Origin of the sequence: Modestobacter sp. VKM Ac-2982, assembly GCF_026967935.1 — a bacterium.
In the GTDB taxonomy this organism is placed as follows: domain Bacteria; phylum Actinomycetota; class Actinomycetes; order Mycobacteriales; family Geodermatophilaceae; genus Modestobacter.
The window spans coordinates 221,235-246,215 of record NZ_JAPVBL010000002.1 but is presented as its reverse complement, the minus strand read 5'-3'; the positions used below and the strand labels follow the sequence as shown (position 1 = coordinate 246,215).

Below are 24,981 nucleotides of genomic sequence, written 5' to 3'. Positions count from 1 at the left end.
GCCGCCGGCCGCACCGGTGTGTGAGGGTGCAGGCATGTACCTGGTGCTCGAGTACGCCCTGGCCGACGACTACCTGGAGCGCCGCGCGGCGCTGCGCGAGGACCACCTCGGGCTGGTCCGCGCCGCCCACGAACGCGGTGAGGTGCTGCTCGCCGGGGCACTGCCCGACCCCTACGACCGGGCACTGCTGGTCTGGACCGCACCGCGGGAGGTGGTGGAGCGCTTCGTCGCCGCCGACCCGTACGTGGTGCAGGGCCTGGTGACCGGCTGGACCGTGCGGGAGTGGGCCGTGGTCGTCGGCGGCTGAGCCGTTCACGCGGCCCTCACAGAACGGTCACAGGGATGCCGGGTGCCGTCCGTCTCGCCACGGCACGGTCAGCGGGCCCCGCTCCGCCGCCCGACCCAGGGAGAGCCACCCGTGCGCCGTCCATCCCGCCGTGCCGCCGTGACCGTCACCGCCGCCGGCCTGCTCGCCGCCGTCGCCGTACCGGCTCTCGCCGGCCCCGCCCCCACCGTGCCCCAGGGCAACGGCACGCAGCAGGCCGAGCTGGTCGGCCGCTCGGTCTTGCCGTCGGCCACCTTCGGTGAGCAGGTCCCCTCCGGCGCGCTGGCCGCCCCCGCCAACGGCGTCACCCCGCCGTTCGCCGCCCAGCCGATCCAGGGCTTCTCCGGACTGCTGGCGGACGGCGACGACTGGCTGGTCCTGGAGGACAACGGCTACGGCACCAAGGCCAACAGCGGCGACTTCCTGCTGCGCGTCATCCGCGTGCACATCGACACCACCACCCAGCAGACGACGGTCCTCGAGGGCGGGTTCAGCCTCTCCGACCCGGACCGCAAGCTGCCGTTCCCGCTGACCCGCAGCGACCGCCGGCTCACCGGTGCGGACCTCGACCCGGAGTCGTTCCAGCGGATGCCCGACGGCACCTTCTGGATCGGTGAGGAGTTCGGCCCCAGCCTGGTGCACGTCGACGGGCAGGGCCGGGTGCTGTCGGCACCGGTGCAGCCCGACGGCGTCCGCGCCCCCGAGGCGTGGGACCTGGGCGGCGCGGCCCCGACGCTGGGCGGCAGCAAGGGCTTCGAGGGCATGGCCCTCGGCGTCGACGGCCACACCCTCTACCCGATGCTCGAGGGGGCCGTCGCCGGCGACGACCCGGCCACCCGCCGGATCTACGGCTTCGACACCCGGCGCGGCGCGTTCACCGGGCTGAAGGCCAAGGTGCGGTTCGAGGTCCCGGGCGACGCCCTCGGCGACATGGTCGCGCTGGACCAGAACCGCTTCCTCATCCTGGAGCGGGACAACGCGCAGGGCCCGGCCTCGCAGCTCAAGGCCGTCTACCTGATCGACACCCGGGACAAGGACCGGGACGGCTACGCCGACAAGCGGCTGCTGGTGAACCTGATGGCCATGCCCGACCCGCAGGGCGTGGCCGGCCCGGCGGGCGGGTTCGCGACCTTCCCGTTCGTGACCATCGAGCAGATCGCCGTGCTCGACGACCACCACATCGTCGTCGGCAACGACAACAACTACCCGGGCTCGGCCGGGCGGACCGCCGGTGTGCCCGACGACAACGAGCACGTCGTCATCCGGGTGGACGAGGACCTGCAGGTCGACCCGGCCCTGGCGTCGATCACCGCGCGCGGCGGCCGCCGCTGACCACCCGCCGTCCGGTCCCGCGCCCCCGGGGCCGGGCGGCTGGGGGCCTGGTCAGGGCACCTGCACCGTCGTCGTCACCCGGACCACCGACGGCCGCGGGGGGACCGAGCCGAACCCGAAGGTGACCGGCGGCCGCACCGGGGTGGCCGTGCCCAGCGGCTCGCCGTCCCAGGACGCCTCGACCGAGACCAGCGCGTGCAGGTCCTGCACGCCGTACCACTCGGTGCGCCCGTTGCCGGCCGATCCCGTGGTGCGCAGCCCGGTGAGCAGGCGGGCCGGCCGGTCCAACAGCCCCACCCACCCGGGGTGGCGGGCCAGCGGCGCCGGCACGGCGCGCAGCGCCCAGCCCAGCGCGGGACGGCGGCCGACGCGCACCGACAGCGCCAGCGGGCCGGCCTGCACCGCCCAGGTCGCGTCGTCCGGGCGGGTCACCGCGACGTCGGTCAGCTGCACCTCGTCGAAGGTGTAGGTCGACCCGACGAACCCGGCCACCTCCGCGGTCGGGGCGAGCAGCACCCGGTGCCCGTCCGGCCGTTGCACCATGACGTCGGAGAACGCGCCCAGCGGCGAGGACGGCCAGTGCCCCAGGACCAGCCGGGTGCCGGAGGTGGTGCCGGTCCCGAGGATCCAGCCGTCGAACCGCAGCCGCGTCGTCACCCTCGCTCCGGTGTCCAGCGGGTCGCCGGCTCAACCCGCCGGCAGGACCTTGCCCGGGTTCATCAGCCCGGCCGGGTCGAGCAGGGCCTTGACCCCGCGCATCAGCTCCAGCTCCAGCGGGTCCTCGTAGTCGGCGAGGAGGTCCCGCTTGGCCACCCCGACGCCGTGCTCGGCGCTGATGCTGCCGGCGAAGGAGGCGGTCGAGTCGTAGACGACCCGGGCCAGCTCATCGGCCCGGGCCCGGAAGGCCGCGTCGTCGCTGCCCACCGGCTTGCTCAGGTTGTAGTGCAGGTTGCCGTCGCCGACGTGCCCGTAGGCGACGACCCGGATGCCCGGGACGGCGGCGGCCAGCGCCCGGTCGGTCTGCTCGACGAACGCCGGGATGCGGCTGACCGGCACCGTGATGTCGTGCTTGAGGCTCGGGCCCTCCCGGTTCTGCGCCTCCGAGATGCCCTCTCGCAGCGCCCACAGCGACGCGACCTGCGCCGAGCCGGACGCGAGGACGGCGTCGAGCACCAGGTCCTGCTCGAACGCCTCGCCCAGCGCGGTCTCCACCACCTCGGCCAGCCCGGCGTCGGGCAGGGTGTCGCTGAGCTCGACCAGCGCGTACCAGGGGTGCGTCTCGGTCAACGGGTCGCGGACACCGGCGGCGTGCGCGAGCACGAACTCGACGCTCTGCCGGCTCATCACCTCGAAGCCGGTGAGCCGGTCGCCGGCCAGCGCGCGCACCACCTCGATCAGCGCGACGGCCGCCGCCGGGTCGGGCAACGCCACCCAGGCGGTGGCCCGGCTGCGGACGGCGGGGAACAGCTTGAGCACCGCGGCGGTGATGACCCCGAGGGTGCCCTCCGCGCCGACGAACAGGTGCTTGAGGTCGTAGCCGGTGTTGTCCTTGCGCAGGCCGCGCAGCCCGTGCCAGACGCGGCCGTCGGGCAGCACGACCTCCAGGCCGAGCACCAGGTCGCGCATCGTCCCGTAGCGCAGCACGGCCGTGCCGCCGGCGTTGGTGGCCAGGTTGCCGCCGATGGTGCAGCTGCCCTCCGCGCCCAGCGACAGCGGGAACAGCCGGCCCGCGGCGGCCGCCGCCTCCTGCACCGACTGCAGGACGGCGCCGGCCTCCACGGTGATCGTCTGGTTGGCCGGGTCGAGCTCCCGCACCCGCCGCATCCGGCTGAGCGAGAGCACCACCTGCCGGCCGGTGGAGTCGGGGACCGCCCCGCCGCAGAGGCCGGTGTTGCCGCCCTGCGGGACGACGGACACCCCGGCGTCCCGGCACAGCCGGACCACCGCGGCGACCTCGTCGGTGCTGCCCGGGCGCAGGACCGCGGCGGCGGCGCCGGAGTACGCGCCCCGCCAGTCGGTCAGGTGGCTGCGCAGCTGGTCGGCGTCGGTGACCACGCCGGCCGGCCCGACGGCCTCCCGCAGCGCGGTGAGCAGCGAGCCGTGGAGTGCGGTCACGCGGAGCCCTTCCCGGGGTCGATCGGCGTCAGCTGCAGCACGCGCCGGGCGTGCGTCAGGGTCGCGGTCAGCTCGGCGGTGTCCCAGCCGCGGACGACGTCGCCCGTCGGGGCCAGCTGCCGCAGCTGCGGCGCCCACCCCGGCATGCGCTGCGGGAAGCTGGCGGCCAGCACGTCGACCATCGTCGCCGCCGCCGTGGACGCCCCCGGGGAGGCGCCGAGCAGCGCGGCCAGCGAACCGCCGGCGGAGGTGAGCAGCTCGGTGCCGAAGCCGACCATGGTCCCGCGGCCGTCGGCGGTCTTCAGGACCTGGACCCGCTGGCCGGCGGTGATCAGCTCCCAGTCCTCGGCGCGCACCGACGGCACGAACTCGGCCAGGGCGGCCGTCCGCGCCGCCGCGGTCTGGGTCACCTGCCGCACCAGGTAGGCCATCAGGCTGCGGTTGTCCCGGGCGGCTGCCAGCAGGGTCGGCAGGTTGCCCCGCCGCACCGATCGCACCAGGTCGGTGAGCCGGCCCTGGGTCAGGAAGCGCGGGGAGAAGGCGGCGAACGGGCCGAACAGCAGGTGCTCACGCCCGTCGACCACCCGGCGGTCCAGGTGCGGCACCGAGATCGGCGGCGCACCCGGCGCCGCGTGGCCGTAGAGCTTGGCCGCGTGCGCGGCCACCAGCTCCGGGCGGTCGGTGCGCAGGAACTGGCCGCTGATCGGGAAGACCCCGTGACTGCGCACCTCGGGCACCCGGGCGGACTGCAGCAGCGGCAGCGTGCCCCCGCCGGCGCCGACGAAGACGTACGGCGTCCGCAGCTGCCGGCGTGCACCGGTGCCGCGGTCGCGGACGTCGAGGTGCCACCGGTCACCGCGGCGGCGCAACGAGCGCACCTCCTGCCCGAACCGCACGTCGGCACCGCGCTCCGCCAGCGCGGACAGCAGCCGGCGGGTCAGCACCCCGAAGTCCACGTCGGTGCCCTGCACCGATCGGGTGGCCGCCACCGGCTCACCGGCCGGCCGTTGGTCGAACACCAGCGGCAGCCACCGCTGGAGCACCGCACGGTCCGCGGAGAACTCCTGACCGGTGAAGAGCGGGTGGTCGCGCAGCGCCTCCCAGCGGGCGCGCAGGTAGGCCACGCCGTCGGCGCCGCGGCCGAAGCCCATGTGCGGCACCGACCGGATGAAGTCCTGCGGCTCCCCCAGCAGGCCGCGCTCGACCAGCCCGGCCCACAGGTGCAGCGAGGTGAGGAACTGCTCGCCGATCTGCACCGCGCTGGTCACGTCCACCGTGCCGTCGGACCGGCGCGGCGTGTAGTTGAACTCGCAGAGCCCGGCGTGCCCGGTGCCGGCGTTGTTCCACGCACTGGAGCTCTCCAGCCCAGCCGCGTCCAGCCGTTCGACCACGGTGATGGTCCAGCCCGGCTCGAGCTCGCTGAGCAGCACCCCGAGGGTCGCGCTCATCACCCCGCCGCCGATCAGGACGACGTCCCGTTCCTCCGGTGCCGTGCTCGTCATGACAGCTCCTCTCGTCCCCGTGCGCTCGTGCCCGTCGTCCCCGTCCCCGTCATCCCAGGACCACCGCCACCCCGACCAGGACCGGCACCGAGAGCACGGTCGTGACCAGGACGACGTCCCGGGCCAGCGCGGTGCCGCGGTCGTAGGCGGTGGCGTAGACGAAGACGTTCTGCGCGGTCGGCAGCGCGGAGGTGAGGGTGACCGCGAGCAGCGGCACGCCGGACAGGTCGACCACCCACCGGCCGAGCGCGTAGGCCACCGCGGGCTGCACCAGCGTCTTCAGCGCGACCGCCAGCCAGACCTGGCCCCCGCCGTCCCCGGAGGCCGGCCGCGGTGCTCCCAGCAGCCCGGAGCCGAAGGCGAGCAGCGCGGCCGGGACGGCGAGGGCGGCCAGCAGCTCGATCGGCTGCAGCACCAGCGACGGCAGCCGCAGCCCCGTCTCGGCCAGCAGCAGCCCGAGCACGCAGCCGAGCACCACCGGCGTGCGCACCGGCTGGCTGACCACCCGCCACCGCGACGGCGCGTCCTCGGCGGTGCCCTGCGACCCGGCCAGCACGGACAGCCCGATCGGGGCCAGCACCAGCACTTGGAACAGCAGCACGGGGGCCACGTAGGAGGCGTCGCCCAGCACGTAGACGGCAATCGGCACGCCGAGGTTGCCCGCGTTGACGTAGGAGGACGCCAGGGCCCCGGTGGTGAGCTGGGCCGGGCGCAACCGCCACCACCACCGGGCCAGTCCGAGGTAGACCAGCGCGGCGCACACCGCGCTGCCGCCGGTGGCCACCAGCGCCGAGGTCAGCAGCGCGGCCGGGTCGGCATCGGCCAGGGTGAGCAGCAGCAGCGCCGGGGTGGCCACGTAGTAGGACAGCCGGGAGAGCACACCGGTCGCACCTGCCCCCAGCACCCCGGTGCGGGCGGTGACCCAGCCGACGCCGATGACCGCGGCGAGGGCGGCGAACCCGCCCAGCACCGCCGTCACGTCGTCGCCGGTGGCACCGGTGCACCCGTCACCGGGTCGCGGCCGTCACCGCGGTCACCCACTGCGCCAGCGCCGTCTCCGGCGCCTGCGGCAGGAAGAGGCTGGGCTCGGTGAGCTCCAGCTCGAGCAGCACCGGGCGGCCTGCGTCGTCGGCCACCAGGTCGATCCGGGCGTACAGCGGCGGCTCGGCCCCCGGCACCAGGTCCGGCACCGAGTCGAAGACGGCCTGGGCGACCGCCCGCTGCGCCGGCGTCGGGTCGACCGCGCGCAGGTCACCACGGCTGTCCCGGTCCTGGCGCACGCCCTCCCCACGCTGCAGCAGCGGGCCCTTGCGCACGGCGTGGGAGAACCGGCCGCCGAGGAAGAGCATCGCGGTCTCCCCGGCGTCGTCCACGCTGGCCAGGTAGGGCTGCACCATCGCCGTCCGGCCGGCGGCGGTGAGCTCGGCGACGTGCCCGAGCGCCGCCGCCGGATCGGTCCAGCGGGCGGTGTCCCGGGAGCCGGCCGAGATCGACGGCTTGACCACCCACTCCCCGGCGTCCGGCAGCTCGTCGGCGCTGGTCGGACCCCAGACGGTGGGCACGACGGGCAGCCCGGCGGCGGCCACGTCGCGCAGGTGGGTCTTGTCGGTGTTCCAGGCCAGCACCGCTGCCGGGTTGCGCAGCCGGGGCACGGCGGCCGCCCAGGCGAGGAACTCCGCCCGCCGCCAGGCGTAGTCCCAGCAGGACCGGACGACGGCCAGGTCGAAGCCGGCCCAGTCGACGTCCCCGTCGTCCCAGCGGACCAGCTCGACGGCCAGGCCGGCGCCGTGCAGCGCCGAGGCGGCGATCGGCAGGTCCGGGTCGACCCGCAGCCCCCGCTCGCTGCTGACCAGCGCGACCCGGGCGCTCACGCCGGCAGCTGCAGGACGCCGTCCACCCGCCGCGGGATGCCGGTGCCCTGGTCGGTCAGCTCGGCGGGCAGCAGCTCGGCCGGTGCACCCTGCCAGGTGACCGGGCGCAGGAAGCGGCGGATCGCGGACGTGCCGACCGAGGTGTGCTGGGAGTTGGTGGACGGCCACGGGCCACCGTGGTGCTGGGCCCAGGAGACCGCCACCCCGGTCGGGTAGGCGTCGTAGACCAGCCGGCCGGCCCGGGTGCGCAGCTCCTGGGAGACCGCCAGCGGCAGCTGGGTCTCCCCCGCGCCCCGGAGCACGGTGGCGGTGAGCGAGGACGGCATCTTCCCCAGCGCGGCGAAGAGCTCCGGCTCGCCGTCGTAGCGGACCACCACGGTCACCGGGCCGAAGACCTCCTCGGTGACCTGCTCGGGCAGCTGGGCGGCCGGGGTGGTGAGCAGCAGCGGCGTCGCGGTGAAGCCGGCGCCGTCGGCCTCGGTGCCGCGGGCGACAGCGGTGACGCCGGGTGCGCCGGCGATGGCGGCGGACAGCTTCCCGAAGGACGCCGCGATGCCCTCGTTGAGCAGGACCTGCGGGCTGCTGCCGCGCACCGCCTCGGCCATCGCGTCCACGACCTCGTCACCGGCGGCACCGGTGGGCACCAGCACCAGGCCGGGCTTGGTGCAGAACTGCCCGGCGCCCAGGGTGAAGGAGCCGACCAGCTCGCCCCCGAGCTGGGTCCCGCGCTCGGCGGCGGCCTGCGGGGTGACCACCACCGGGTTCAGGCTGCTCAGCTCGCCGAAGAACGGGATCGGGTCGGGGCGCTGCTCGATGATCTGCAGCAGCGCACGGCCGCCGTTGACCGAACCGGTGAAGCCGACGGCGCGGATGGCCGGGTGGGCGACCAGGTCGGCACCGGCCTGCAGGCCGTGCACCAGGCCGAGGGTCCCCTCGGGGGCGCCGGCGTCGCGGGCGGCCGCCGTGAGCACCTCGAAGCAGAGCTGGGACGTCGCCGGGTGCGAGCCGTGCGCCTTGACGACGACCGGGCAGCCGGCGGCCAGCGCGGAGGCGGTGTCACCGCCGGGCACCGAGAACGCCAGCGGGAAGTTGCTGGCGCCGAACACCGCGATCGGCCCGATCGGCAGCAGCATCCGGCGCAGGTCCGGGCGGGGGCCCATCGGGCTGTCGCCGGCGTGGTCGATCGTCGCCTCGAGATAGCTGCCCTCCTCGAGGACCTCGGCGAACAGCCGCAGCTGGTAGCAGGTGCGGGTCAGCTCACCGTTCAGCCGACCCGAGCCCAGCGCGGTCTCCCGGTCGGCCACGGCGACGACGTCGTCCCGGCGGGCCTCCAGCGCGTCGGCCAGGCTGCGCAGCAACGTGGCGCGGCCGGTCCGGCCCAGTTCCTCCAGGGCCGGAGCGGCCGCCAGCGCCGCCTCGCAGAGCCGGGCCACCTCCTCGGGGCTGGTCTCCTGGGCGACGACCTCGGCGGTCTGTCCGGTACGGGGGTCGATGCTGACGACGTCGCTCATGTCGGGGGTGCTCCTCTTCGCAGGACGGGTTCAGCGGGACGGGTTCAGCGGGGCGCGTCGACGTGGACGCGGTCCACGGTCCAGGCGCGCGCCTGCTCGGTCAGGGTGACACCGAGACCGGGGCGGTCGGACAGGTGCATCCGGCCGTCGCGGGTCTCCAGCCGCTCGTTGAAGAGCGGGTACAGCCAGTCGAAGTGTTCGACCCACGGCTCGTGCGGATAGGCCGCGGCGAGGTGCACGTGGATCTCCATGGCGAAGTGCGGGGCGATCTGCAGGTTGGCGTCGTCGGCGAGCGCCGCCAGCTTCAGGAACTGGGTGATGCCGCCGATCCTCGGGGCGTCGGGCTGCAGGATGTCGACCGAGCCGGCCCGGATGAGCTCGCGGTGCTCGGCGACGCTGGTGAGCATCTCGCCGGTGGCGATCGCCGTGTCCAGCGAGCGGGCGAGCTGGGCGTGGCCCTCGGCGTCGTAGGCGTCCAGCGGCTCCTCGATCCACACCAGGTCGAACTCCTCCAGCCGGCGGCTGACCCGCATGGCCGTCGGCCGGTCCCACTGCTGGTTGGCGTCGACCATGAACGGCACCCCGTCACCGAGGTGCTCGCGGACGGCGCGCACCCGGCGCAGGTCCTCCGCGGAATCCGGCAGCCCGACCTTGATCTTGATGCCGCCGACGCCGCTCTCCAGGGTGCGAGTGGCGTTGTCCTGCACCTGCTCCACCGACTCGTGCAGGAAGCCGCCGGAGGTGTTGTAGCAGCGCACCGAGTCGCGGTGCGCGCCCAGCAGCTTCGCCAGCGGCAGCCCGGCGCGCTTCGCCTTGAGGTCCCAGAGCGCGACGTCGAAGGCGGCGATGGCCTGGGTGGAGGCACCGCTGCGGCCGACGGACGCCCCGGCCCACACGAGCTTGGTCCACAGCCGGGCGATGTCGTTGGGGTCCTCGCCGATCAGGTCGGGGGCGATCTCCCGGGCGTGCGCGAACTGCGCGGGCCCGCCGGCGCGCTTGGAGTAGCTGAAGCCGACCCCCTCGAGCCCGGCCTCGGTGCGGATCTCGGCGAAGAGGAACGCGACCTCGGTCATCGGCCGCTGCCGGCCGGTGAACACCTTCGCGTCGCTGATCGGGTTGGGCAGCGGCAGCGTGACCGAGGAGAGCGAGATCGACTCGATCCGGTCCAGGACGGCCGGGGCTGTGGTGGTCGGGGCGGCGGTCGTCGTCATGGCAGCTCCAGGCATCGGGGTCAGCGCACCAGGCAGGGACGCTTGGGGTCGAAGCCCCAGTCGGGCACGAGGTACTGCATGGCGACCGCGTCGTCCCGGGCGCCGAGCCCGTGCTCGCGGTAGAGCTCGTGCGCCGCGGCCAGGGCGTCCCGGTCCAGCTCGACACCGAGCCCCGGCGCTGTGGGGACGGCGATCGCCCCGTCCCGGATCTGCAACGACGACCGGGTGAGCGCCTGGCCGTCCTGCCAGATCCAGTGGGTGTCCAGCGCGGTGATCTCCCCCGGCGCGGCGGCCCCCACCTGGGTGAACATCGCCAGCGAGATGTCGAAGTGGTTGTTGGAGTGCGATCCCCAGGTCAGGCCGAAGTCGGCGCACAGCTGGGCCACCCGCACCGAACCGCGCATGGTCCAGAAGTGCGGGTCGGCCAGCGGGATGTCCACGGCGTGCGACCGGACGGCGTGGGCCATCTGCCGCCAGTCGGTGGCGATCATGTTGGTGGCCGTCGGCAGCCCCGTGGTCTGCCGGAACTCCGCCATGACCTCCCGCCCGGAGAAGCCGCCCTCGGCCCCGACCGGGTCCTCGGCGTAGGCGAGCACCCCGTGCAGGTCGCCGAGCAGCCGGACGGCGTCGGCGAGCAGCCAGCCCCCGTTGGGGTCCAGCGTGATCCGGGCGTCGGGGAACCGCTGCGCGAGTGCCCGGACGGCGGCGACCTCCTGCTCGCCGGCGAGCACGCCGCCCTTGAGCTTGAAGTCGGTGAAGCCGTAGCGGGCCTGGGCCGCCTCGGCCAGGGCGACGACCGCCTCGGGCGTGAGCGCGGGCTCCCGGCGGAGCCGCTCCCAGTCGTCGGCCGGGTTCGGCTCGGCGACGTAGGGCAGGTCGGTCGCCGTCCGGTCCCCGATGTAGAAGAGGTAGCCCAGCATCGGCACGGCGTCGCGCTGCTGCCCGTCGCCCAGCAGCTCGGCGACCGGGACCCCCAGGTGCTGCCCGAGCAGGTCCAGCAGCGCGGACTCCAGCCCGGTCACCGCGTGGATCGTCGTCCGGAGGTCGAAGGTCTGCAGACCTCGGCCGCCGGCGTCCCGGTCGGCGAAGGTGTCCGCGACCGAGCGCAGCAGCCGGCCGAAGGCGGCCACCGGCTGCCCGACGAGCAGCGGGCCCGCGTCGGCGACCGTCCGCCGGATCTCCTCACCGCCGGGCACCTCCCCCACGCCCTCGCGGCCCGCGCTGTCGGTGACGATCACGATGTTGCGGGTGAAGAAGGGGCCGTGCGCGCCGCTGAGGTTCAGCAGCATGCTGTCGTGCCCCGCGACGGGCACCACCTCGACGCGGGCGACGGTCGGCGTGGTGCCGGTCATCGGGTTCCTCTCAGCAGACGGCGGGCAGCGGGTCCAGCAAGACCTGGTTCAGGAGACCTTGGAGACCAGCGTGGTCAGCTCGCCGAGCTCGGCCTCGGTCAGGTCGGTGAGCGGCGGGCGCACCCGGCCGCCGTCCCGGCCCACCGCGGTGAGACCGGCCTTCACGATCGAGACCGCGTAGCCGCGGGCCCGGTCGCGGATGTCGAGGTACGGGAGGACGAAGTCGTTGAGCATCCCGTACACCGCCACGCGGTCCTGGGCGCGGACGGCGGCGTAGAACCGGAGCGCGAACTCGGGCACGAAGTTGTACAGCGCCGAGGAGTACGTGCTCACCCCCAGCTGCAGCAGCGGGAGCGCGAACGTCTCGGCGGTGGGGAGGCCACCGACGTAGATGAGCCGGTCGCCGACCTTGGCGTAGGTGCGGGTCATCTGCTCGATGTCGCCGACGCCGTCCTTGAGCCCGATGAGGTTGGGGTTCCGGTCGGCGAGCTCGGCGACGGCGCCGTCGGTGAGCACGGCGTTGGCCCGGCTGTAGACGACCACGCCGAGGTCGGTGGCCCGGCAGACGGCGCTGACGTGCTCGACCAGACCGGCCTGGCTGGCCTCGGTGAGGTAGGGCGGGAAGAGCAGCAGGCCGTCGGCGCCGGCCGCCTGGGCGGCCTGGGCCTGGGCCACGGAGACGGCGGTGCCGCCGGTGGCCGGGGCGATGACGGGCACCCGGCCGGCGATCTCGTCGACGGCCACCCGGACCACCCGGTCGATCTCGGCGGGGGTGAGCGAGAAGCCCTCCCCGGTGCCGCCGGCGGCGAACAGGCCGGCCACGTCGAAGCTCGACTGCCAGGCCAGGTGCTCTCGGTAGCGGGGTTCGTCGAACTGCAGCTCGCCGTCGAAGTGGGTGACCGGGAACGAGAGCAGACCGGACTTCAGCCGGTCAGCGAGAGCATCCGGGGGCAGCAACGTCACAGCTCGTGTCCTTGGGTTCGACGGGTCCGCGCACTGGTCGACCGGAGGTCGTGGGCGGTGGTCGACGTCACCCTAGGAACGGCCCGCGATGCCTGTCCAAGAGCAGTTCCGCATCACTCGATGCACGCTGAGCATCATGAAAGCGCTTGCCCGCTCGCCAGGGCGTCCAGCGCCCGCCACAGGGCCGGGTTCTTGGACTCCCGGGCCCACAGCAGGTGCAGCTCGACCGGCTCGGGCACCGGGGTCTCCAGGCGCACCAGCCCGACCCCCGCGATGGTCAGCCCGGCGGCCGACTCCGGGACGAACGCGACCCCCCGGCCGGCGGCGACGAGCCAGAGCATGGTGAGCACCTGGCTGACGGTGTGCACCGTGTTCTCCGAGGCCGCCGGCACGACCCCGACCACCAGGTCGTAGAAGTACCGCGCCTTGGTCGGTGAGTGCATCACCACCGGCTCACCGGCCAGGTCGGTCGCCGTCACCGGCCGGTCCAGTGCGAGCAGCCGGTGCCCCAGCGGGGCGGCGACCAGCAGGGACTCGCGGTGCAGCAGCCGGGAACCGAACCGCTCGGCGTCGAACGGCGGCCGGGCCAGCCCGAGGTCGATCTCCTCCGCCAGCAGGCCGGCCACCTGTTCGCGGGTCACCATCTCGGCGAGGTCGACGTCCACGTCGGGCAGCGCGGCGCCCAGGTCGTCGAGCAGCCGGCCGAGCACGCCGTAGGCGGACGCCGCGGTGAAGCCGATCCGCAGCACACCACTGGACCCGGAGGAGACCCGGCGCGCCAGCTCCGGCGCGCCGTCGGCCAGGGTGAGCAGCCGGCGGGCCTCGACCAGGAAGACCTCACCGGCGGCGGTGAGCTCGACCCGCCGGTTGTCCCGCTCGAGCAGCTGGGCGCCGACCACCCGCTCCAGCTTCTGGATCTGCCGGCTGAGCGGCGGCTGCGTCATCGAGAGCCGCTCCGCCGCGCGACCGAAGTGGAGCTCCTCGGCGACGGCGACGAAACCGCGGAGCTGCTCCAAGGTGAACGCCATGCACCCAAGGTATCAATCAATGCCGCAATGGATTTGGACAGGCATGAGCGGCCGTTCCTACTCTTCGATCGTCCCCGCGTTCGTGACGGCACTCACAGCACCCCCAGGCCGGACCGACGGCTTCTCGAAGAGGAGAACCACCATGACCACGAACCACCGCGCCCGTCGCTGGGCACTGTCCGGAGCCGGACTCACCCTGGCCCTCTCCCTCACCGCCTGCGGGGGGAACGTCGGCGGCGGGTCGGACTCCGAGGAGGAGTTCCCCGGCGGCGACCCGATCACGATGCTGGTCGGGCAGGACCCCGGCGGCAGCACGGACCTGATCGCCCGCGCGGCGGCCGAAGGCCTCTCCGACGAGCTCGGCGTCCCGGTGACCGTGGAGAACCGGCCCGGCGCCAACGGTGCACTGGCCGCCCAGCAGCTGGCCGGCGAGGACCCGGACGGCCACACCCTCATGGTCTACAACGGCAGCCTGGCCTACATCACCCCGCTCGCGGTGGGCGAGGGCGAGGCCCCCGACATCGCCGACTTCGACATCGTCACGGGCCTCTCTCTGGACGACTACGTCCTGGTGACCGCGCCGGGTTCGGGCTTCAGCTCGGTCGAGGACCTGGCCGCGGCCGGTCGCCCGATCACCTTCGGCACCACCGGGGTCGGCACCGGCAGCCAGCTGTCCCAGGAGCTGCTGTTCGCCCAGGCCGACATCGACGCCACCGCCGTCCCGTTCGACGGCGGTTCCCCCACGCTGACCGCCGTGCTCGGCGGGCAGGTGGACGTCGGCTCCGTCCAGCTCGGTGAGGCCATCGAGCAGATCGAGTCCGGCGGCCTCACCCCGATCGTGACCTTCGCCGAGGAGCGCCCGAGCTACCTGCCCGACACCCCGACCGCGGTCGAGGCCGGCTACGACGTGCCGGTGCAGCAGTCGCGCGCCGTGTTCGCCCCCGAAGGCGTGCCGGACGACGTCATGCAGGCGCTGCGCGACGGGTTCCAGGCCGCCTTCGAGACGGAGGGCTACCAGCAGCTGAACGAGGACAACCTGCTCACCCCCCTCGAGGTCGACGGTGAGGAGATCCGGGAGCGGTGGACCGAGAACCTGGACAACTACCGGGCCGTGGTCGAGGAGTACGGCATCGACCTCGGTGGAGATGCGTGACCCTCGGGTCCACGATGGCCCGGGGCGCGACCCGCGTCCCGATGACCCCGAGCAGGAGCGAGGAGAACTCGTGAGCTCTGCGCGCGACGGGGCGCACACCCCGGGGAGCCCCGGCGGCCGCACGGCCGCCGGGGCCACCCCCCAGGGGAACGTGGCCCCCCACCCGGACGACACCGCACCGGCGGCCACCGACACCCCCTCGACGCTGCACGACCTCGAGGACCTGGCACAGGAGGTCGAGGACGACGCCGAACACCGGCCGCCACCGGCCGGCCCGGCCGCGAACCTGGTGATCGCGGCGCTCGTGGTCGCGCTGGGGGCAGCCGCGGCCGTCGGCGCCCTGGCGCTCGGCGCCGGCACCGCACGCACACCCGGACCGGGACTCTGGCCCTTGCTCCTCGGCGTGCTGCTGGTCGTGCTGGGCCTGGCACTGGCGGCCACCGCCCGCCGGACCACCGACACCGAGCAGTTCTCGAGGTCCTCCTGGCTGGTCCTCGCCGGGCTGGCCACGATGCTCGTCTTCGTCGCCCTCATCGGCACCATCGGCTTCGAGATCCCTGCCGTGCTGCTGGCCTTCGTCTGGCTCCGCTTCCTGGGCGGCGAGAGCTGGCGGACGTCCGCGATCGTCAGCGTCGCCGTCGTGGTCGCCTTCTACCTCGTCTTCGTCGCGGCCCTCTCGGTCCCCGTCCCGCACCTCTTCTGAGGAGAGTCCGTTGGACCTCGCCCCGGTGCTCGACGGCTTCGCCGTCGTCCTGGAACCGACCAATCTGCTCTACTGCCTGATCGGCGTCGTCGTCGGCATGCTCGTCGGCGTGCTGCCGGGCCTCGGCCCCGCCGCCACCATCGCGATCCTGCTGCCGATCACCATCGGCATCGAGCCGGTGACCGCGATCATCATGCTGGCCGGCATCTTCTACGGCGCCCAGTACGGCGGCACGATCACCTCCGTCCTGCTCAAGCTCCCGGGCGAGGCGTCGTCGGTGGTCACGGTCTTCGACGGCTACGCCATGGCCCGCCAGGGCCGGGCGGGGACCGCGCTCGGGATCGCTGCGATCGGCTCGTTCGCCGGCGGCACGATCTCGATCGTCGCGCTGTCCTTCCTCGCTCCCCTCGTGGCCAGCTTCGCGCTGGACTTCGGGCCGCCGGAGTACACCGCCCTGGCGCTGCTCGGCATCCTGCTGGTCGCCACCGTCAGCAGTGGCAGCCGGCTCAAGGCCGTCGTCGCGGCCGGTGTCGGCCTGCTGCTCGCCACGGTCGGCCGCGACGGCTTCACCGCCACCGAGCGGTTCACCTTCGGCAACCTGAACCTGGCCGACGGCCTGGACTTCGTGCCGATCGCGATGGGCCTCTTCGGTCTCGGCGAGATCCTCTACAACCTGGAGCAGCGGCACAACGCCACCCAGGCGCCGACCACGGTCGCCAACGTCTGGCCCTCCCGGCAGGACCTGCGCCAGTCCTCCGGCGCGATCGGCCGCGGGTCGGTGATCGGCTTCTTCCTCGGCATCCTCCCCGGGGGTGGTGCGACCCTCTCCTCGCTCGCCGCCTACGCGGTGGAGAAGCGGCGCTCCAAGACGCCGGAGCGCTTCGGCAAGGGGGCGGTCGAGGGCGTGGCCGGGCCCGAGACGGCGAACAACGCCGCCGCGACGTCGTCCTTCATCCCGTTGCTCACGCTGGGCATCCCCGCCAACGCGACCATGGCGGTGATCTTCGGCGCCCTGCTGGTGGTGGGGGTCACCCCCGGCCCGCAGCTGGTCACCGAGGAGCCGGAGCTGTTCTGGGGGGTCGTCAACTCGATGTACATCGGCAACATCCTGTTGCTGATCATGAGCATCCCGCTGGTCGGGCTGTTCGTGAAGATCCTCCGGGTGCGGCCGGCCATCCTGGCGCCGATCACCGTGCTCATCACGTTGATCGGCGTCTACACGGTCAACAACAGCGTCTTCGACATCGTGCTGGTCATCGTCTTCGGCGTGCTCGGCTACCTGATGAAGAAGGCCGGCTTCGATCCCGGCCCGCTGTTGCTGGCCTTCGTGCTGGGTGCTCTGCTGGAGGACGGGTTGCGCCGTTCGCTGTTGATCTTCGACGGCGACGCGACCGGCTTCTTCACCCGTCCCATCTCCGGCACCCTGCTCGTCGTGTTCCTGCTCGTGGCCGTGTACCCCTTCGTGGCGACCCTGCGGAACCGCCGGCGGCAGGAGCAGGCGCAGGACACCTCCGACCCGAACACCAAGGAGCTCGTGTGACCGTCCTCGTCGGTTTCGTCCCCACGCCCGAGGGCGAGGCGGCCTTCACGGCCGGTCTCGCCGAGGCCCGCCGCCGCCAGGAGGGGCTGCTGGTGCTCAACACCCCGCGGGGCGGAGCACCGGTCAGCGCCGACGTCGCACCACCGGAGCTCGTCCGGTCGCTGACCTCCCGCGCCGAGACCGACGGCATCGCCCTGGAGCTGCGGCAGACCCCGCACACCGGCGACCTGGCCGACGAGCTGCTCCGGGTGGCCGACTCCGTCGACGCGTCGGTGATCGTGATCGGCCTGCGCCGCCGCTCCCCCGTCGGCAAGCTGCTGATGGGCAGCAGCGCCCAGCGGATCCTGCTGGACGCCGACCGGCCGGTCCTCGCGGTCAAGCCGCACCCCACCGCCGGCTGACCCACCCGGGACGGCACGAGGCCCGCCAGGAGAATCTCCTGGCGGGCCTCGTGCTGTGTGCGGGGCCGGTCTGTCAGGCGGCGGCCTGGAGCGCCCGGCGCACCTTCGGGCCACCGGTGGTCATCTTGTAGAGCTTGACGACCTGGGCCGGGGCGTTGGCCGGCGTGGTCTGGGCCAGCCAGCCGTTGGGCAGCGAGAGCCGGATGACCTTGTGCCAGGCGGACCCGACCTGCCGCGGCAGCGACGCGGAGTGGTACCGCAGCCCGTAGCGGGCGAACAGGTCACGGATCTGCGGGGCGATCTCGGCGTACCGGTTGCTCGGCAGGTCCGGGAACAGGTGGTGCTCGACCTGGTGGGACAGGTTCCCGGTCATGATGTGCATGGCCTTGCTGCCGGAGATGTTGGCCGAGCCGAGCATCTGGCGCAGGTACCACTCACCGCGGGTCTCCCCGTCGATGGACTTCTTCTCGAAGGTCTCCACGCCCTCCGGGAAGTGCCCGCACATGATCACCGAGTGCGACCACACGTTGCGCACCACGTTGGCGGTGAAGTTGGCCGCCAGGGTGGGCAGGAACGACGGACCCGACAGCGCCGGGTGGACGACGTAGTCCTTCGTCATCTGCTTGCCGATCTTCTTCAGCACCTGCTTGCCGCGGGCGCGGAAGCCGGGGTCGGCGCGGCGCTCCTTGGTCGCCAGGTTCTTGCCCAGCTCCAGGTCGTAGGCGGCGATCCCGTACTCGAAGAAGCAGGCGTTGACGAAGTTCCACACCGGCTGGAACAGGTACAGCGGGACCCACTTCTGGTCCTCGTCGACGCGCATGATGCCGTAGCCGAGGTCGTTGTCCTTGCCGATCACGTTCGTGTAGGTGTGGTGCAGCACGTTGTGCGAGTGCTTCCACTGCTCCGACGGGCTGGCCATGTCCCACTCCCAGGTCGTGGAGTGGATCTTCGGGTCGCGCATCCAGTCCCACTGGCCGTGCAGGATGTTGTGCCCGATCTCCATGTTCTCCAGGATCTTGGCGACCGAGAGCCCCGCGGTGCCCAGCACCCAGGCCGGCGGGAACCTGGAGAACAGCAGGACGGCCCGGCTGGCCAGCTCCATCTTGCGCTGCACGTCGATGACCCGGCGGATGTAGGCGGCGTCGTCCTCGCCCCGGCTGTCCACCACGGTCTGCCGGATGGCGTCGAGCTCGCGGCCGATGGCCTCGACGTCGGCCTCGGACAGGTGGGCGATCGGGTTGTCGGACTTCTTCTGCAGGACGGTCATGTGCAGCTCCTCAGCTGGTGGGACAGCGGTTCTGGATCAGTGGTCGATGTCGCAGGCGTCAGCGGCAGCGCTGACGCAGGTCTGGATCAGGACGCCGTCACCGGGGGCGGCGGTGGTCAGCTCCCCGTTGCGCAGGTCACGGACGGCGCCCTCGCGCAGCGGCAGCACGCAGCCGTAGCAGATGCCCATCCGGCAGCCGCTGGGCATGAGCAGCCCGGCCTCCTCGGCGGCGTCCAGGATCGGGGTCGCACCATCGACCTCCAGCACCCGCTCGGACTTCGCGAAGGTGACGGTGCCGCCCTCGCCGGTGACCAGCACCCGGGGGCGGAAGCGCTCGGTGTAGAGCCGGTCGGCGATGCCCTGGTCGGCCCAGTGCTCCTCCAGCGCCTCGAGCAGCCCGACCGGGCCGCAGGCCCAGGTGGCCCGCTCGGCCAGGTCGGGCACCAGGTCGGCGATCGCCGGGGCATCCAGCAGCCCGGCGTCCTGGGTGTGGTGCTCGACCAGCCGGATCCGGCCGGCTGCGGCCAGCTCGCGGAGCTCGGCACCGAAGATGACGTCCTCGACGGTCGGTGCGGAGTGGACCAGGACGACGTCGCACCCGGCGTCCTCGCCCAGGTTGCGCAGGATGCCCATGACCGGTGTGATGCCCGAGCCCGCCGTCACGAACAGCGCCTTGGCCGGCCGCTGCTCGGGGAGCACGAAGTCACCGGTCGCCTGGTCCAGCTGTACGACCGTACCGGGCTGGGCCCGGTGCACCAGGTGGTTGCTGACCTTGCCGTCGGGGATCGCCTTGACGGTGATGGTGAACCGGCCGTCGGCGCGGCCGAGCACCGAGGTGATCGAGTACGCGCGCCACAGGCGCACCCCGTCGATGTCGATGCCGATCCGGACGTACTGGCCCGGGGTGTGCGGGAGCCAGTCGCGGCCGGGGCGGATCACGATGCTGGCGGCGTCGCGGGTCTCGCGGTGCACCGCCTCGATCCGGCCGCGCAGCGCGGCGCCGGAGCGCAGCGGATCGACCAGGTCCAGGTAGTCGGCGGGCAGCAGCGGGGTGGTGACCAGCTCGGCCACCTTGAGCACCCGGTCGCGCAGCGTGGTCAGCACGGGGCGAACCGGCGACGGACGCGGAACGGTGGCGGTCATGCATTGAGTCTTACCCGCACGGGGGGCGAAGAACTGTGCTCGTGACGTGAATCGGGCGGTAGGTTCTGTTCTCCGCGAACAAAGAGGAGGTGTGGACGATGAGCGACCAGGTCACCTTCCCGCCACCGGTGGTCACGGCGATGCGGGCTCAGCTCCCCGCCGTCGCCGAGCAGACCGTGGCCAGCATCGTGGTCGAGGTGCCCAGCTACGCCGGTGCGTTCTCCGGGGAGATGGGCCGGGCCATCTCCAACGCCGTCCAGCTCGCCCTCGGCGGCTTCCTGGAGCTGGCCACCACCGCCGGGGGCGCCGATGCGAGCCGGCCGATCGGCCCGGCGCTGGAGGGCGCGTACTCACTGGGCCGGGGCGAGGCGCGCAGCGGACGGTCGATGGACGCCCTGCTGGCCGCCTACCGGGTCGGCGCCCGGGTGTCCTGGCGGCACATGAGCGACACCGCCGTGGGCGCCGGCCTCTCGGTGGGGTCGCTGGCCCGCTTCGCCGAGCTGGTGTTCGCCTACATCGACCAGCTGTCCGCGGCCAGCGTGGCCGGGCACACCGACGAGCTGGAGACGACCGGGCGGGTCCGCCGGCACCACCGCGAGCGGCTGGGCGCGCTGCTGCTGGCCGGCCGCCCGCTGCACGACCTCACCCCGGCCGCGGAGCGGGCCGGCTGGCCGCCGCCGCGGACGCTCACCGCCGTGCTGCTGCCGGAGGTGCGGGCGCGCGGCGCCGTCGCGCTGCTGGACTCCCGCACCCTCCAGCTGGACGACGACCCGCCGGGCCTGGACCCGGCCCTGGAGCTCAGCGTGCTGCTGGTGCCCGACGCCGGGGACGGCGCCCGGACCGCCCTGCTGCGCGCCCTCGAGGGGCGGACGGCGGTGGTCGGCCCGGCCCGGCCCTGGTCCGCGGTCGCCGGCTCCTACGCCCGCGCGCTGCGCGCCCTGCGGCTCGGCCTGCGCGCCACCGGGTCGGCGCCACTGGACACCGAGCAGCGGCTGCCGGAGCTGGTGCTGCGGGCCGACGAGGACGCGCTGGCCGACCTGCGGGCCGCGGCGCTGGCACCGCTGGACGGGCTGACCCCGGCCACCCGGGAGAAGCTGGCGGAGACCCTGCGCTCGTGGCTGCTGCACCACGGCCGGCGCGAGCAGGTCGCCGCCGAGCTGTTCGTGCACCCACAGACCGTGCGGTACCGGATGGGTCAGCTGCGCGACCTGTACGGCGACCGGCTCGAGGACCCGCAGACGGTGCTGCAGCTGACCATCGCCCTCGGGGCCGGGGAGGCCCTCGGCGCCGGGGGGACCTGAGCGCCCTCAGCCGGGGACGACCGGCAGACCGCCGGTGAGCGGACGCGCACCAGCCGGGTTGTAGAAGCACTTGTCCGCCGTGCCCGCGGCCACCTCACGGGCGAAGGTCACCAGGTGGTGGGTGACCGTGGCGAAGTGGACGACCTTCTCCACCCTGCCCTGCCGCAGCAACGGCAGCGCCATCCGCCAGAAGGCCCGGCGGTAGTCGCTGCGGACGCCGACGTGCCAGCCGATCCGGGTCAGCACCGACAGCCCGCGGCGGAGGTCGGCCCGGGTGACCGGGCGCTGCGGCCGCGGGCGACGGTTCGGGTAGGTGCGCTCCAGCTGGTGGGCGAACCGGGCGTAGAGGGCGTCCGGGGTGAACACCTCGAGCACCACGTCCCGCCAGCCGGCCACCACCTCGTCGTAGGGCCGGAGGAAGTCGACGTTGGACTCCCGGTCGCCCGGGTCGTCGAGCAGCCGCCCCTCGGCCACCAGCCGGTCCCACAGTGCGGTGCGGGGCAGCGCGTGCAGCAGGTTGATCGTCAGCATCGGCACCTGCGACGCCGCGACGAAGGCCAGCAGGTCGGGGACGGTCGCCGCGTCGTCGGTGTCCAGGCCCAGGATGATCCCGGCGACCACCTCCAGCCCGTGGTCGTTGATGGTGCCGATCGCGTCCAGCACCGGGCGGCGCAGGTTCTGCTGCTTCTTGATCAGCTGCAGCGCCGACGTGCTCGGTGACTCCACACCCAGGAACACCTGGACGAAGGACGCCTCGCGCATCAGCTCGAGCACGTCGGTGCGCTGGGCCAGGTTCATCGTCGCCTCGCAGGCGAACGACAGCGGGTAGCCGCGGCTGCGCTGCCAGTCGACCAACCCGTGCAGCAGGGACAGGGCGGCGTGCGGGTCGGCGATGAAGTTGTCGTCGACGAAGTACACCGTGCCCGGGTCGCCCACGGCGAGCATCGCGTCGAGCTCCGCGGTCACCTGCCCGACCGTCTTCATCCGTGGCCGGCGGCCGTACAGCGCCGGGATGTCGCAGAACTCGCACCGGAACGGGCAGCCACTGGAGAACTGCACGCTGGCGAGCAGGTAGTCGTCCAGGTCGATGAGGTGGTAGGCCGGTGGCGGGCAGTCCGCCAGTTCCAGCCGCTCCTCGGTCCGGTATGCCTCCTGGGCGGCCGGGCGGCTCACGTCGTCCGTCAGCCGGGCGATCAGCGCCGCGGTGGCGTCACCCAGCTCGCCGACGTGCAGCAGGTCGGGACCGGGGTAGAGCTCCGGGCAGGCGGAGACGGACGGACCGCCCAGCGCGACGAGGGCACCGGCCTGGTGCGCCCGGTCGATGAGCTCCTCCACCCGGGCCCGCTGCACGTGCATGCCGGTGAGGAACACGACCTCGGCCCAGGCCAGGTCCGCGTCGGCCACCGGGCGGACGTTCTCGTCGACGAAGCGCACCGACCAGCCGGCCGGCAGGTACGCCGCGATCGTGAGGATCCCCTGGGGTGGCATGAAGGCCGTGGCCCCGACCAGCGGGAAGGCGTGGTCCAGGGTCCCGAACGACTTCGCGTAACGCGGGAAGACGCAGAGCACCCGGCGCGCGGGACCGGGGTCGGCCACCGGGACCCGGGACGACCCGGGCTCCGACGTCGGCGGACCGACCTGGTCCTGCCCGGTCCCCCGCGCCGGGTGCTGCGTCACTTGGCCGAAGACCGTCCGAGCTCTTTCAGCATGAAGTCGATCATGACGGCGACCAGGCTGGCTGAGGCGAGGCTGAGCAGTGCGACGCGCGCGTTGGCACCCATGGGGGCTCCCTGTGCTGGTCGGGCGGCATGACTGCCTGTGCTCAGCACGAACCGCCGGACCGGGCCATCGAAGCACGTCCCTCCGGGGCCGGGCAACGGATGCGTCCGGGTGGTCGGGTGGCCGTCGGCGGGATAGGAACACCCCGTGCCTGCCGCCCCGCTCTCGGTCGCCGTGCTGGTCGAACTGGTCCGCGGGCCGGCGTCCGGTGGACACGTGAAGTGCTGGGAGCGGCTGGCCGGTGCGGTCGCGGGGATGCCCGGGGTGGACCTGACGGTGTACGTGCTCGGCGCCCCGCCCGGCACCGATCCGATCGCCGACAACGTCCGGTTCGTCGCGCTGCGCCCGATGCTGACGAGCTCCTCCGTGCAGGGCCTGGTCGGTGGCGTCGACGGCTCCGACCTGACCCCGTTCCACCCCGGCCTGGCCCGGCGGCTGCCGCGGCACCAGATCTGGCACGCCACCCACTCCTTCGCGTTCACCGCCACCGCGCTGCGGTTGCAGGCCCGGTACCGGCCCGCGCTGGTGGGGTCGGTGCACACCGACGTCCCGGCGCTGGCCGCGCTCTACACCCGGCAGGTGCTCGGGCGGCTGCCGGCGGCCGTGGTCGACCAACTGGACCGCCTCGGTCCCGAGGCGGTGGTGGCCCGGCTCGCCCGGCGCCGGCGCGACCGGCTGCTGCGCGCGTGCAGCCACGTGCTCGCCTCCAGCCCGGACGACGCCGCGGAGTTCGCCGCCGCGGCCCCGGACACCACGGTGTCCCGGCTGCGCCGGGGCCTGGACACGCGGTTGTTCTCCCGCGGGGACGGCGACCGGCAGTGGCTCAGCGACGCGTACGGCCTGTCCCCCACCAGCCCGCTGGTGCTCTTCGCCGGCCGGGTCGACGTCTCCAAGGGCGCACCGCTGCTGGCCGAGGCGGTGCACCGGCTGCACCGCGCCGGGGTCCCCGTCCAGCTGGTGCTGGCCGGTGACGGGGCGGCGGTGGCCCCGGTCCGCCGGCTGCTGGGCCCCGTGGTGACGCACCTGGGGCACCTGCCCCAGGCCGAGCTGGCCCGGGTCTACGCCGGGTGCGACGTCTTCGCCTTCCCCTCCCGCAGCGAGACCGCCGGCAACGTGGTCCTCGAGGCGATGGCCGCCGGGCTGCCGGTGGTGCTGCCCGCCGGGGAGCGCACCGCCCAGTGGCTGACCGCGCCCGGGGAGGACGGCGTGCTGGTCAGCGGGGACGACCCGGACGCCTGGGCAGCGGCGCTGCGCCCGCTGCTGACCGACGGCGCACGCCGGGCCCGGATCGGCGAGGCCGCCCGGCGGACCGTCGAGGGCACCGTGCCGCGGTGGTCCGACGTCGTCCGCGAGGACCTCCTGCCGGTGTGGCGCGCCGCGGCGTCCGCCGGCTCGGCCGCCCCCCGGCTCAGCGCCTGACCCACCCGCGCCGGGACGGCGCCCGCAGCTGGCGGGGCCGGGTGGCGCCGGACCCCGCGGTGGTCACGTCTGCGGTCGGCGACGGCCGGATCACGCTGGCCACCGCGGTGGGCGCCCGCTCGCCCTCGCCCTCGCCCTCGCCCTCGCCCTCGCCCTCGCCCTCGTGGTCGCCGTCGCCCTTGTCGTCCTCCTCCGACTGGTGCAACCGCTTGGTGAGGGGCGAGGTGTCCAGGACGACGATGCCGGCCAGCGCGACCGCTGCACCGCACGCGGCAAGCAGGTGCCGGCCCACCCCGGGGGCCAGTGACTCCCCGAAGAGCATCACGCCGATCGTGACGGCCACGGCGGGCTCGACAGCGTCGATCACCGGCATGCTGGCGACCAGCGGCCCGCTGTTGAACGCACTCTGGATCAGCAACAGCCCGCCGATGCTGGCGACCACCAGCAGGTAGGTCTGCCAGGCGGTGAAGACCGCGGCGAAGCCGTCGCTGAACCGGTCGATGGTGGCGTCGAACAGCGCGGACTGGGTCCCCATCACCGACGCCCCGGCCAGCGCGAACATCGTGGCCCGCAGCGGCCCCTTCCGCCGCCGGCCGACGGCCAGCGCCGCGACCACGAGAACGCCCACCGCCAGCAGCAGGAACAGCCAGTCGTCGAGCGGTGCCTCGGTCGTCCCCTCCGAGGGTGACGCGGCGGCGAGGCCCACGGCGAGCCCGGCGGTGACCATCAGGGCGCCCAGCCAGTCCCGGGCCTGCATCCGCATGCCGTGCAGCCGGGCGGCGACCGGCAGCGCGAAGACGACCTCCATGACGATCAACGGCTGGACGAGCGAGAGCGGGCCGTTCGCCAGCGCGAGGCCCTGGAAGCCGTAGGACAGCACCGCCAGGCTGATCCCGATCACCCACAGCCGCTGCCGGGCCAGGTCACGGAGCAGCGCCGGGGACAGCGACTCGTCGGAGTCCAGCCTGCTGGCCGCGCGCTGCTGCAGGACCCCGGCGGCCGCGAAACAGGCCCCCGCCGCGATGGCGGCGATGACGGCGATCAGCACGAGGCCTCCTGGGGGAA

Annotated in this window: 22 protein-coding genes; 8 read left to right on the top strand and 14 right to left on the bottom strand. The window is 73.8% G+C overall.

Annotated elements, in window-relative coordinates; genetic code table 11:
- The first annotated feature begins 34 nt into the window (after positions 1 to 34).
- Both O2W20_RS08110 and O2W20_RS08105 read left to right on the top strand, forming a co-directional pair.
- On the top strand, positions 35 to 307 hold the full coding sequence (locus tag O2W20_RS08110; RefSeq protein WP_269173146.1) for a YciI-like protein: 273 nt from the start codon (positions 35 to 37) through the stop codon (positions 305 to 307).
- A 138-nt stretch (positions 308 to 445) separates the two neighbouring features.
- Positions 446 to 1,657 (top strand): esterase-like activity of phytase family protein, encoded by a 1,212-nt coding sequence (locus O2W20_RS08105; RefSeq protein ID WP_269173147.1) that lies wholly within the window; start codon positions 446 to 448, stop codon positions 1,655 to 1,657.
- A gap of 51 nt (positions 1,658 to 1,708) precedes the next feature.
- Here the strand turns inward: O2W20_RS08105 and O2W20_RS08100 are convergent, their stop codons facing one another.
- From O2W20_RS08100 to O2W20_RS08055, 10 genes are all read right to left on the bottom strand, one after another.
- The gene (locus tag O2W20_RS08100) at positions 1,709 to 2,314 is read right to left on the bottom strand and encodes a hypothetical protein (RefSeq protein ID WP_269173148.1); all 606 of its coding nucleotides are present in this window, start codon (positions 2,312 to 2,314) and stop codon (positions 1,709 to 1,711) included.
- 30 nt (positions 2,315 to 2,344) lie between these two features.
- Complete coding sequence (locus tag O2W20_RS08095) at positions 2,345 to 3,772, bottom strand: FAD-binding oxidoreductase (RefSeq protein ID WP_269173149.1); 1,428 nt, start codon at positions 3,770 to 3,772, stop codon at positions 2,345 to 2,347.
- A complete protein-coding gene (gene mqo, locus O2W20_RS08090) occupies positions 3,769 to 5,274 on the bottom strand; it encodes a malate dehydrogenase (quinone) (RefSeq protein ID WP_269173150.1) in 1,506 nt (501 codons plus the stop codon). The genes O2W20_RS08095 and mqo overlap by 4 nt, the downstream gene beginning before the upstream one ends.
- Positions 5,275 to 5,323: 49 nt before the next feature.
- Positions 5,324 to 6,253 carry an AEC family transporter gene (locus O2W20_RS08085; RefSeq protein ID WP_269173151.1) on the bottom strand — a complete coding sequence of 310 codons (930 nt, stop codon included), beginning with the start codon at positions 6,251 to 6,253 and terminating at the stop codon, positions 5,324 to 5,326.
- Positions 6,254 to 6,281: 28 nt separating this feature from the next.
- Entirely contained in the window at positions 6,282 to 7,145 is an 864-nt protein-coding gene (locus O2W20_RS08080) for an ATP-grasp domain-containing protein (RefSeq protein WP_269173152.1), read from the bottom strand.
- Complete coding sequence (locus O2W20_RS08075) at positions 7,142 to 8,656, bottom strand: aldehyde dehydrogenase (NADP(+)) (RefSeq protein WP_269173153.1); 1,515 nt, start codon at positions 8,654 to 8,656, stop codon at positions 7,142 to 7,144. Before O2W20_RS08075 ends, O2W20_RS08080 begins: the two co-directional genes overlap by 4 nt.
- A gap of 44 nt (positions 8,657 to 8,700) precedes the next feature.
- Positions 8,701 to 9,867: an L-talarate/galactarate dehydratase gene (locus tag O2W20_RS08070; protein ID WP_269173154.1), complete on the bottom strand. Its 1,167-nt coding sequence runs from the start codon at positions 9,865 to 9,867 to the stop codon at positions 8,701 to 8,703.
- A gap of 20 nt (positions 9,868 to 9,887) precedes the next feature.
- Positions 9,888 to 11,219, bottom strand: coding sequence for an enolase C-terminal domain-like protein (locus O2W20_RS08065; RefSeq protein WP_269173155.1), 1,332 nt, complete (start codon positions 11,217 to 11,219; stop codon positions 9,888 to 9,890).
- A 48-nt stretch (positions 11,220 to 11,267) separates the two neighbouring features.
- Positions 11,268 to 12,182: a 5-dehydro-4-deoxyglucarate dehydratase gene (gene kdgD / locus O2W20_RS08060; protein WP_269173156.1), complete on the bottom strand. Its 915-nt coding sequence runs from the start codon at positions 12,180 to 12,182 to the stop codon at positions 11,268 to 11,270.
- A gap of 134 nt (positions 12,183 to 12,316) precedes the next feature.
- Positions 12,317 to 13,210: a LysR family transcriptional regulator gene (locus O2W20_RS08055; protein ID WP_269173157.1), complete on the bottom strand. Its 894-nt coding sequence runs from the start codon at positions 13,208 to 13,210 to the stop codon at positions 12,317 to 12,319.
- Positions 13,211 to 13,352: 142 nt separating this feature from the next.
- On the opposite strand from O2W20_RS08055, the gene O2W20_RS08050 reads away from it, so the two are divergent.
- The 4 genes from O2W20_RS08050 (at position 13,353) to O2W20_RS08035 (ending at position 17,007) form a co-directional block, all read left to right on the top strand.
- The gene (locus O2W20_RS08050; RefSeq protein ID WP_269173158.1) at positions 13,353 to 14,363 is read left to right on the top strand and encodes a Bug family tripartite tricarboxylate transporter substrate binding protein; all 1,011 of its coding nucleotides are present in this window, start codon (positions 13,353 to 13,355) and stop codon (positions 14,361 to 14,363) included.
- Between the two features lie 70 nt (positions 14,364 to 14,433).
- A complete protein-coding gene (locus tag O2W20_RS08045; RefSeq protein ID WP_269173159.1) occupies positions 14,434 to 15,066 on the top strand; it encodes a tripartite tricarboxylate transporter TctB family protein in 633 nt (210 codons plus the stop codon).
- A 10-nt stretch (positions 15,067 to 15,076) separates the two neighbouring features.
- Positions 15,077 to 16,606 (top strand): tripartite tricarboxylate transporter permease, encoded by a 1,530-nt coding sequence (locus O2W20_RS08040; RefSeq protein WP_269173160.1) that lies wholly within the window; start codon positions 15,077 to 15,079, stop codon positions 16,604 to 16,606.
- Positions 16,603 to 17,007: a universal stress protein gene (locus O2W20_RS08035; protein ID WP_269173161.1), complete on the top strand. Its 405-nt coding sequence runs from the start codon at positions 16,603 to 16,605 to the stop codon at positions 17,005 to 17,007. The genes O2W20_RS08040 and O2W20_RS08035 overlap by 4 nt, the downstream gene beginning before the upstream one ends.
- Positions 17,008 to 17,080: 73 nt before the next feature.
- Here the strand turns inward: O2W20_RS08035 and O2W20_RS08030 are convergent, their stop codons facing one another.
- Entirely contained in the window at positions 17,081 to 18,274 is a 1,194-nt protein-coding gene (locus O2W20_RS08030; protein WP_269173162.1) for a fatty acid desaturase family protein, read from the bottom strand.
- A gap of 36 nt (positions 18,275 to 18,310) precedes the next feature.
- Entirely contained in the window at positions 18,311 to 19,417 is a 1,107-nt protein-coding gene (locus O2W20_RS08025; protein WP_269173163.1) for a ferredoxin reductase, read from the bottom strand.
- Between the two features lie 98 nt (positions 19,418 to 19,515).
- Between O2W20_RS08025 and O2W20_RS08020 the strand changes: the two genes are divergently transcribed.
- Complete coding sequence (locus tag O2W20_RS08020; protein WP_269173164.1) at positions 19,516 to 20,718, top strand: PucR family transcriptional regulator; 1,203 nt, start codon at positions 19,516 to 19,518, stop codon at positions 20,716 to 20,718.
- Between the two features lie 6 nt (positions 20,719 to 20,724).
- Here the strand turns inward: O2W20_RS08020 and O2W20_RS08015 are convergent, their stop codons facing one another.
- Positions 20,725 to 22,395, bottom strand: coding sequence for a B12-binding domain-containing radical SAM protein (locus O2W20_RS08015; protein ID WP_269173165.1), 1,671 nt, complete (start codon positions 22,393 to 22,395; stop codon positions 20,725 to 20,727).
- A 249-nt stretch (positions 22,396 to 22,644) separates the two neighbouring features.
- Between O2W20_RS08015 and O2W20_RS08010 the strand changes: the two genes are divergently transcribed.
- A complete protein-coding gene (locus O2W20_RS08010; protein ID WP_269173166.1) occupies positions 22,645 to 23,916 on the top strand; it encodes a glycosyltransferase in 1,272 nt (423 codons plus the stop codon).
- Here O2W20_RS08010 and O2W20_RS08005 read toward each other — a convergent pair.
- A complete protein-coding gene (locus O2W20_RS08005; RefSeq protein ID WP_269173167.1) occupies positions 23,906 to 24,964 on the bottom strand; it encodes a DMT family transporter in 1,059 nt (352 codons plus the stop codon). The two genes, O2W20_RS08010 and O2W20_RS08005, sit on opposite strands and share 11 nt — an antisense overlap.
- Positions 24,965 to 24,981: the final 17 nt, after the last annotated feature.

Excerpts from the sequence above, each read along its gene's own strand:
- O2W20_RS08030 (WP_269173162.1), bottom strand. The coding sequence starts at position 18,274 with ATGACCGTCCTGCAGAAGAAGTCCGACAACCCGATCGCCCACCTGTCC.
- O2W20_RS08020 (WP_269173164.1), top strand. The coding sequence starts at position 19,516 with ATGAGCGACCAGGTCACCTTCCCGCCACCGGTGGTCACGGCGATGCGG.
- O2W20_RS08050 (WP_269173158.1), top strand. The coding sequence starts at position 13,353 with ATGACCACGAACCACCGCGCCCGTCGCTGGGCACTGTCCGGAGCCGGA.
- O2W20_RS08110 (WP_269173146.1), top strand. The coding sequence starts at position 35 with ATGTACCTGGTGCTCGAGTACGCCCTGGCCGACGACTACCTGGAGCGC.
- O2W20_RS08065 (WP_269173155.1), bottom strand. The coding sequence starts at position 11,219 with ATGACCGGCACCACGCCGACCGTCGCCCGCGTCGAGGTGGTGCCCGTC.
- O2W20_RS08070 (WP_269173154.1), bottom strand. The coding sequence starts at position 9,867 with ATGACGACGACCGCCGCCCCGACCACCACAGCCCCGGCCGTCCTGGAC.
- mqo (WP_269173150.1), bottom strand. The coding sequence starts at position 5,274 with ATGACGAGCACGGCACCGGAGGAACGGGACGTCGTCCTGATCGGCGGC.
- O2W20_RS08025 (WP_269173163.1), bottom strand. The coding sequence starts at position 19,417 with ATGACCGCCACCGTTCCGCGTCCGTCGCCGGTTCGCCCCGTGCTGACC.
- O2W20_RS08055 (WP_269173157.1), bottom strand. The coding sequence starts at position 13,210 with ATGGCGTTCACCTTGGAGCAGCTCCGCGGTTTCGTCGCCGTCGCCGAG.
- O2W20_RS08075 (WP_269173153.1), bottom strand. The coding sequence starts at position 8,656 with ATGAGCGACGTCGTCAGCATCGACCCCCGTACCGGACAGACCGCCGAG.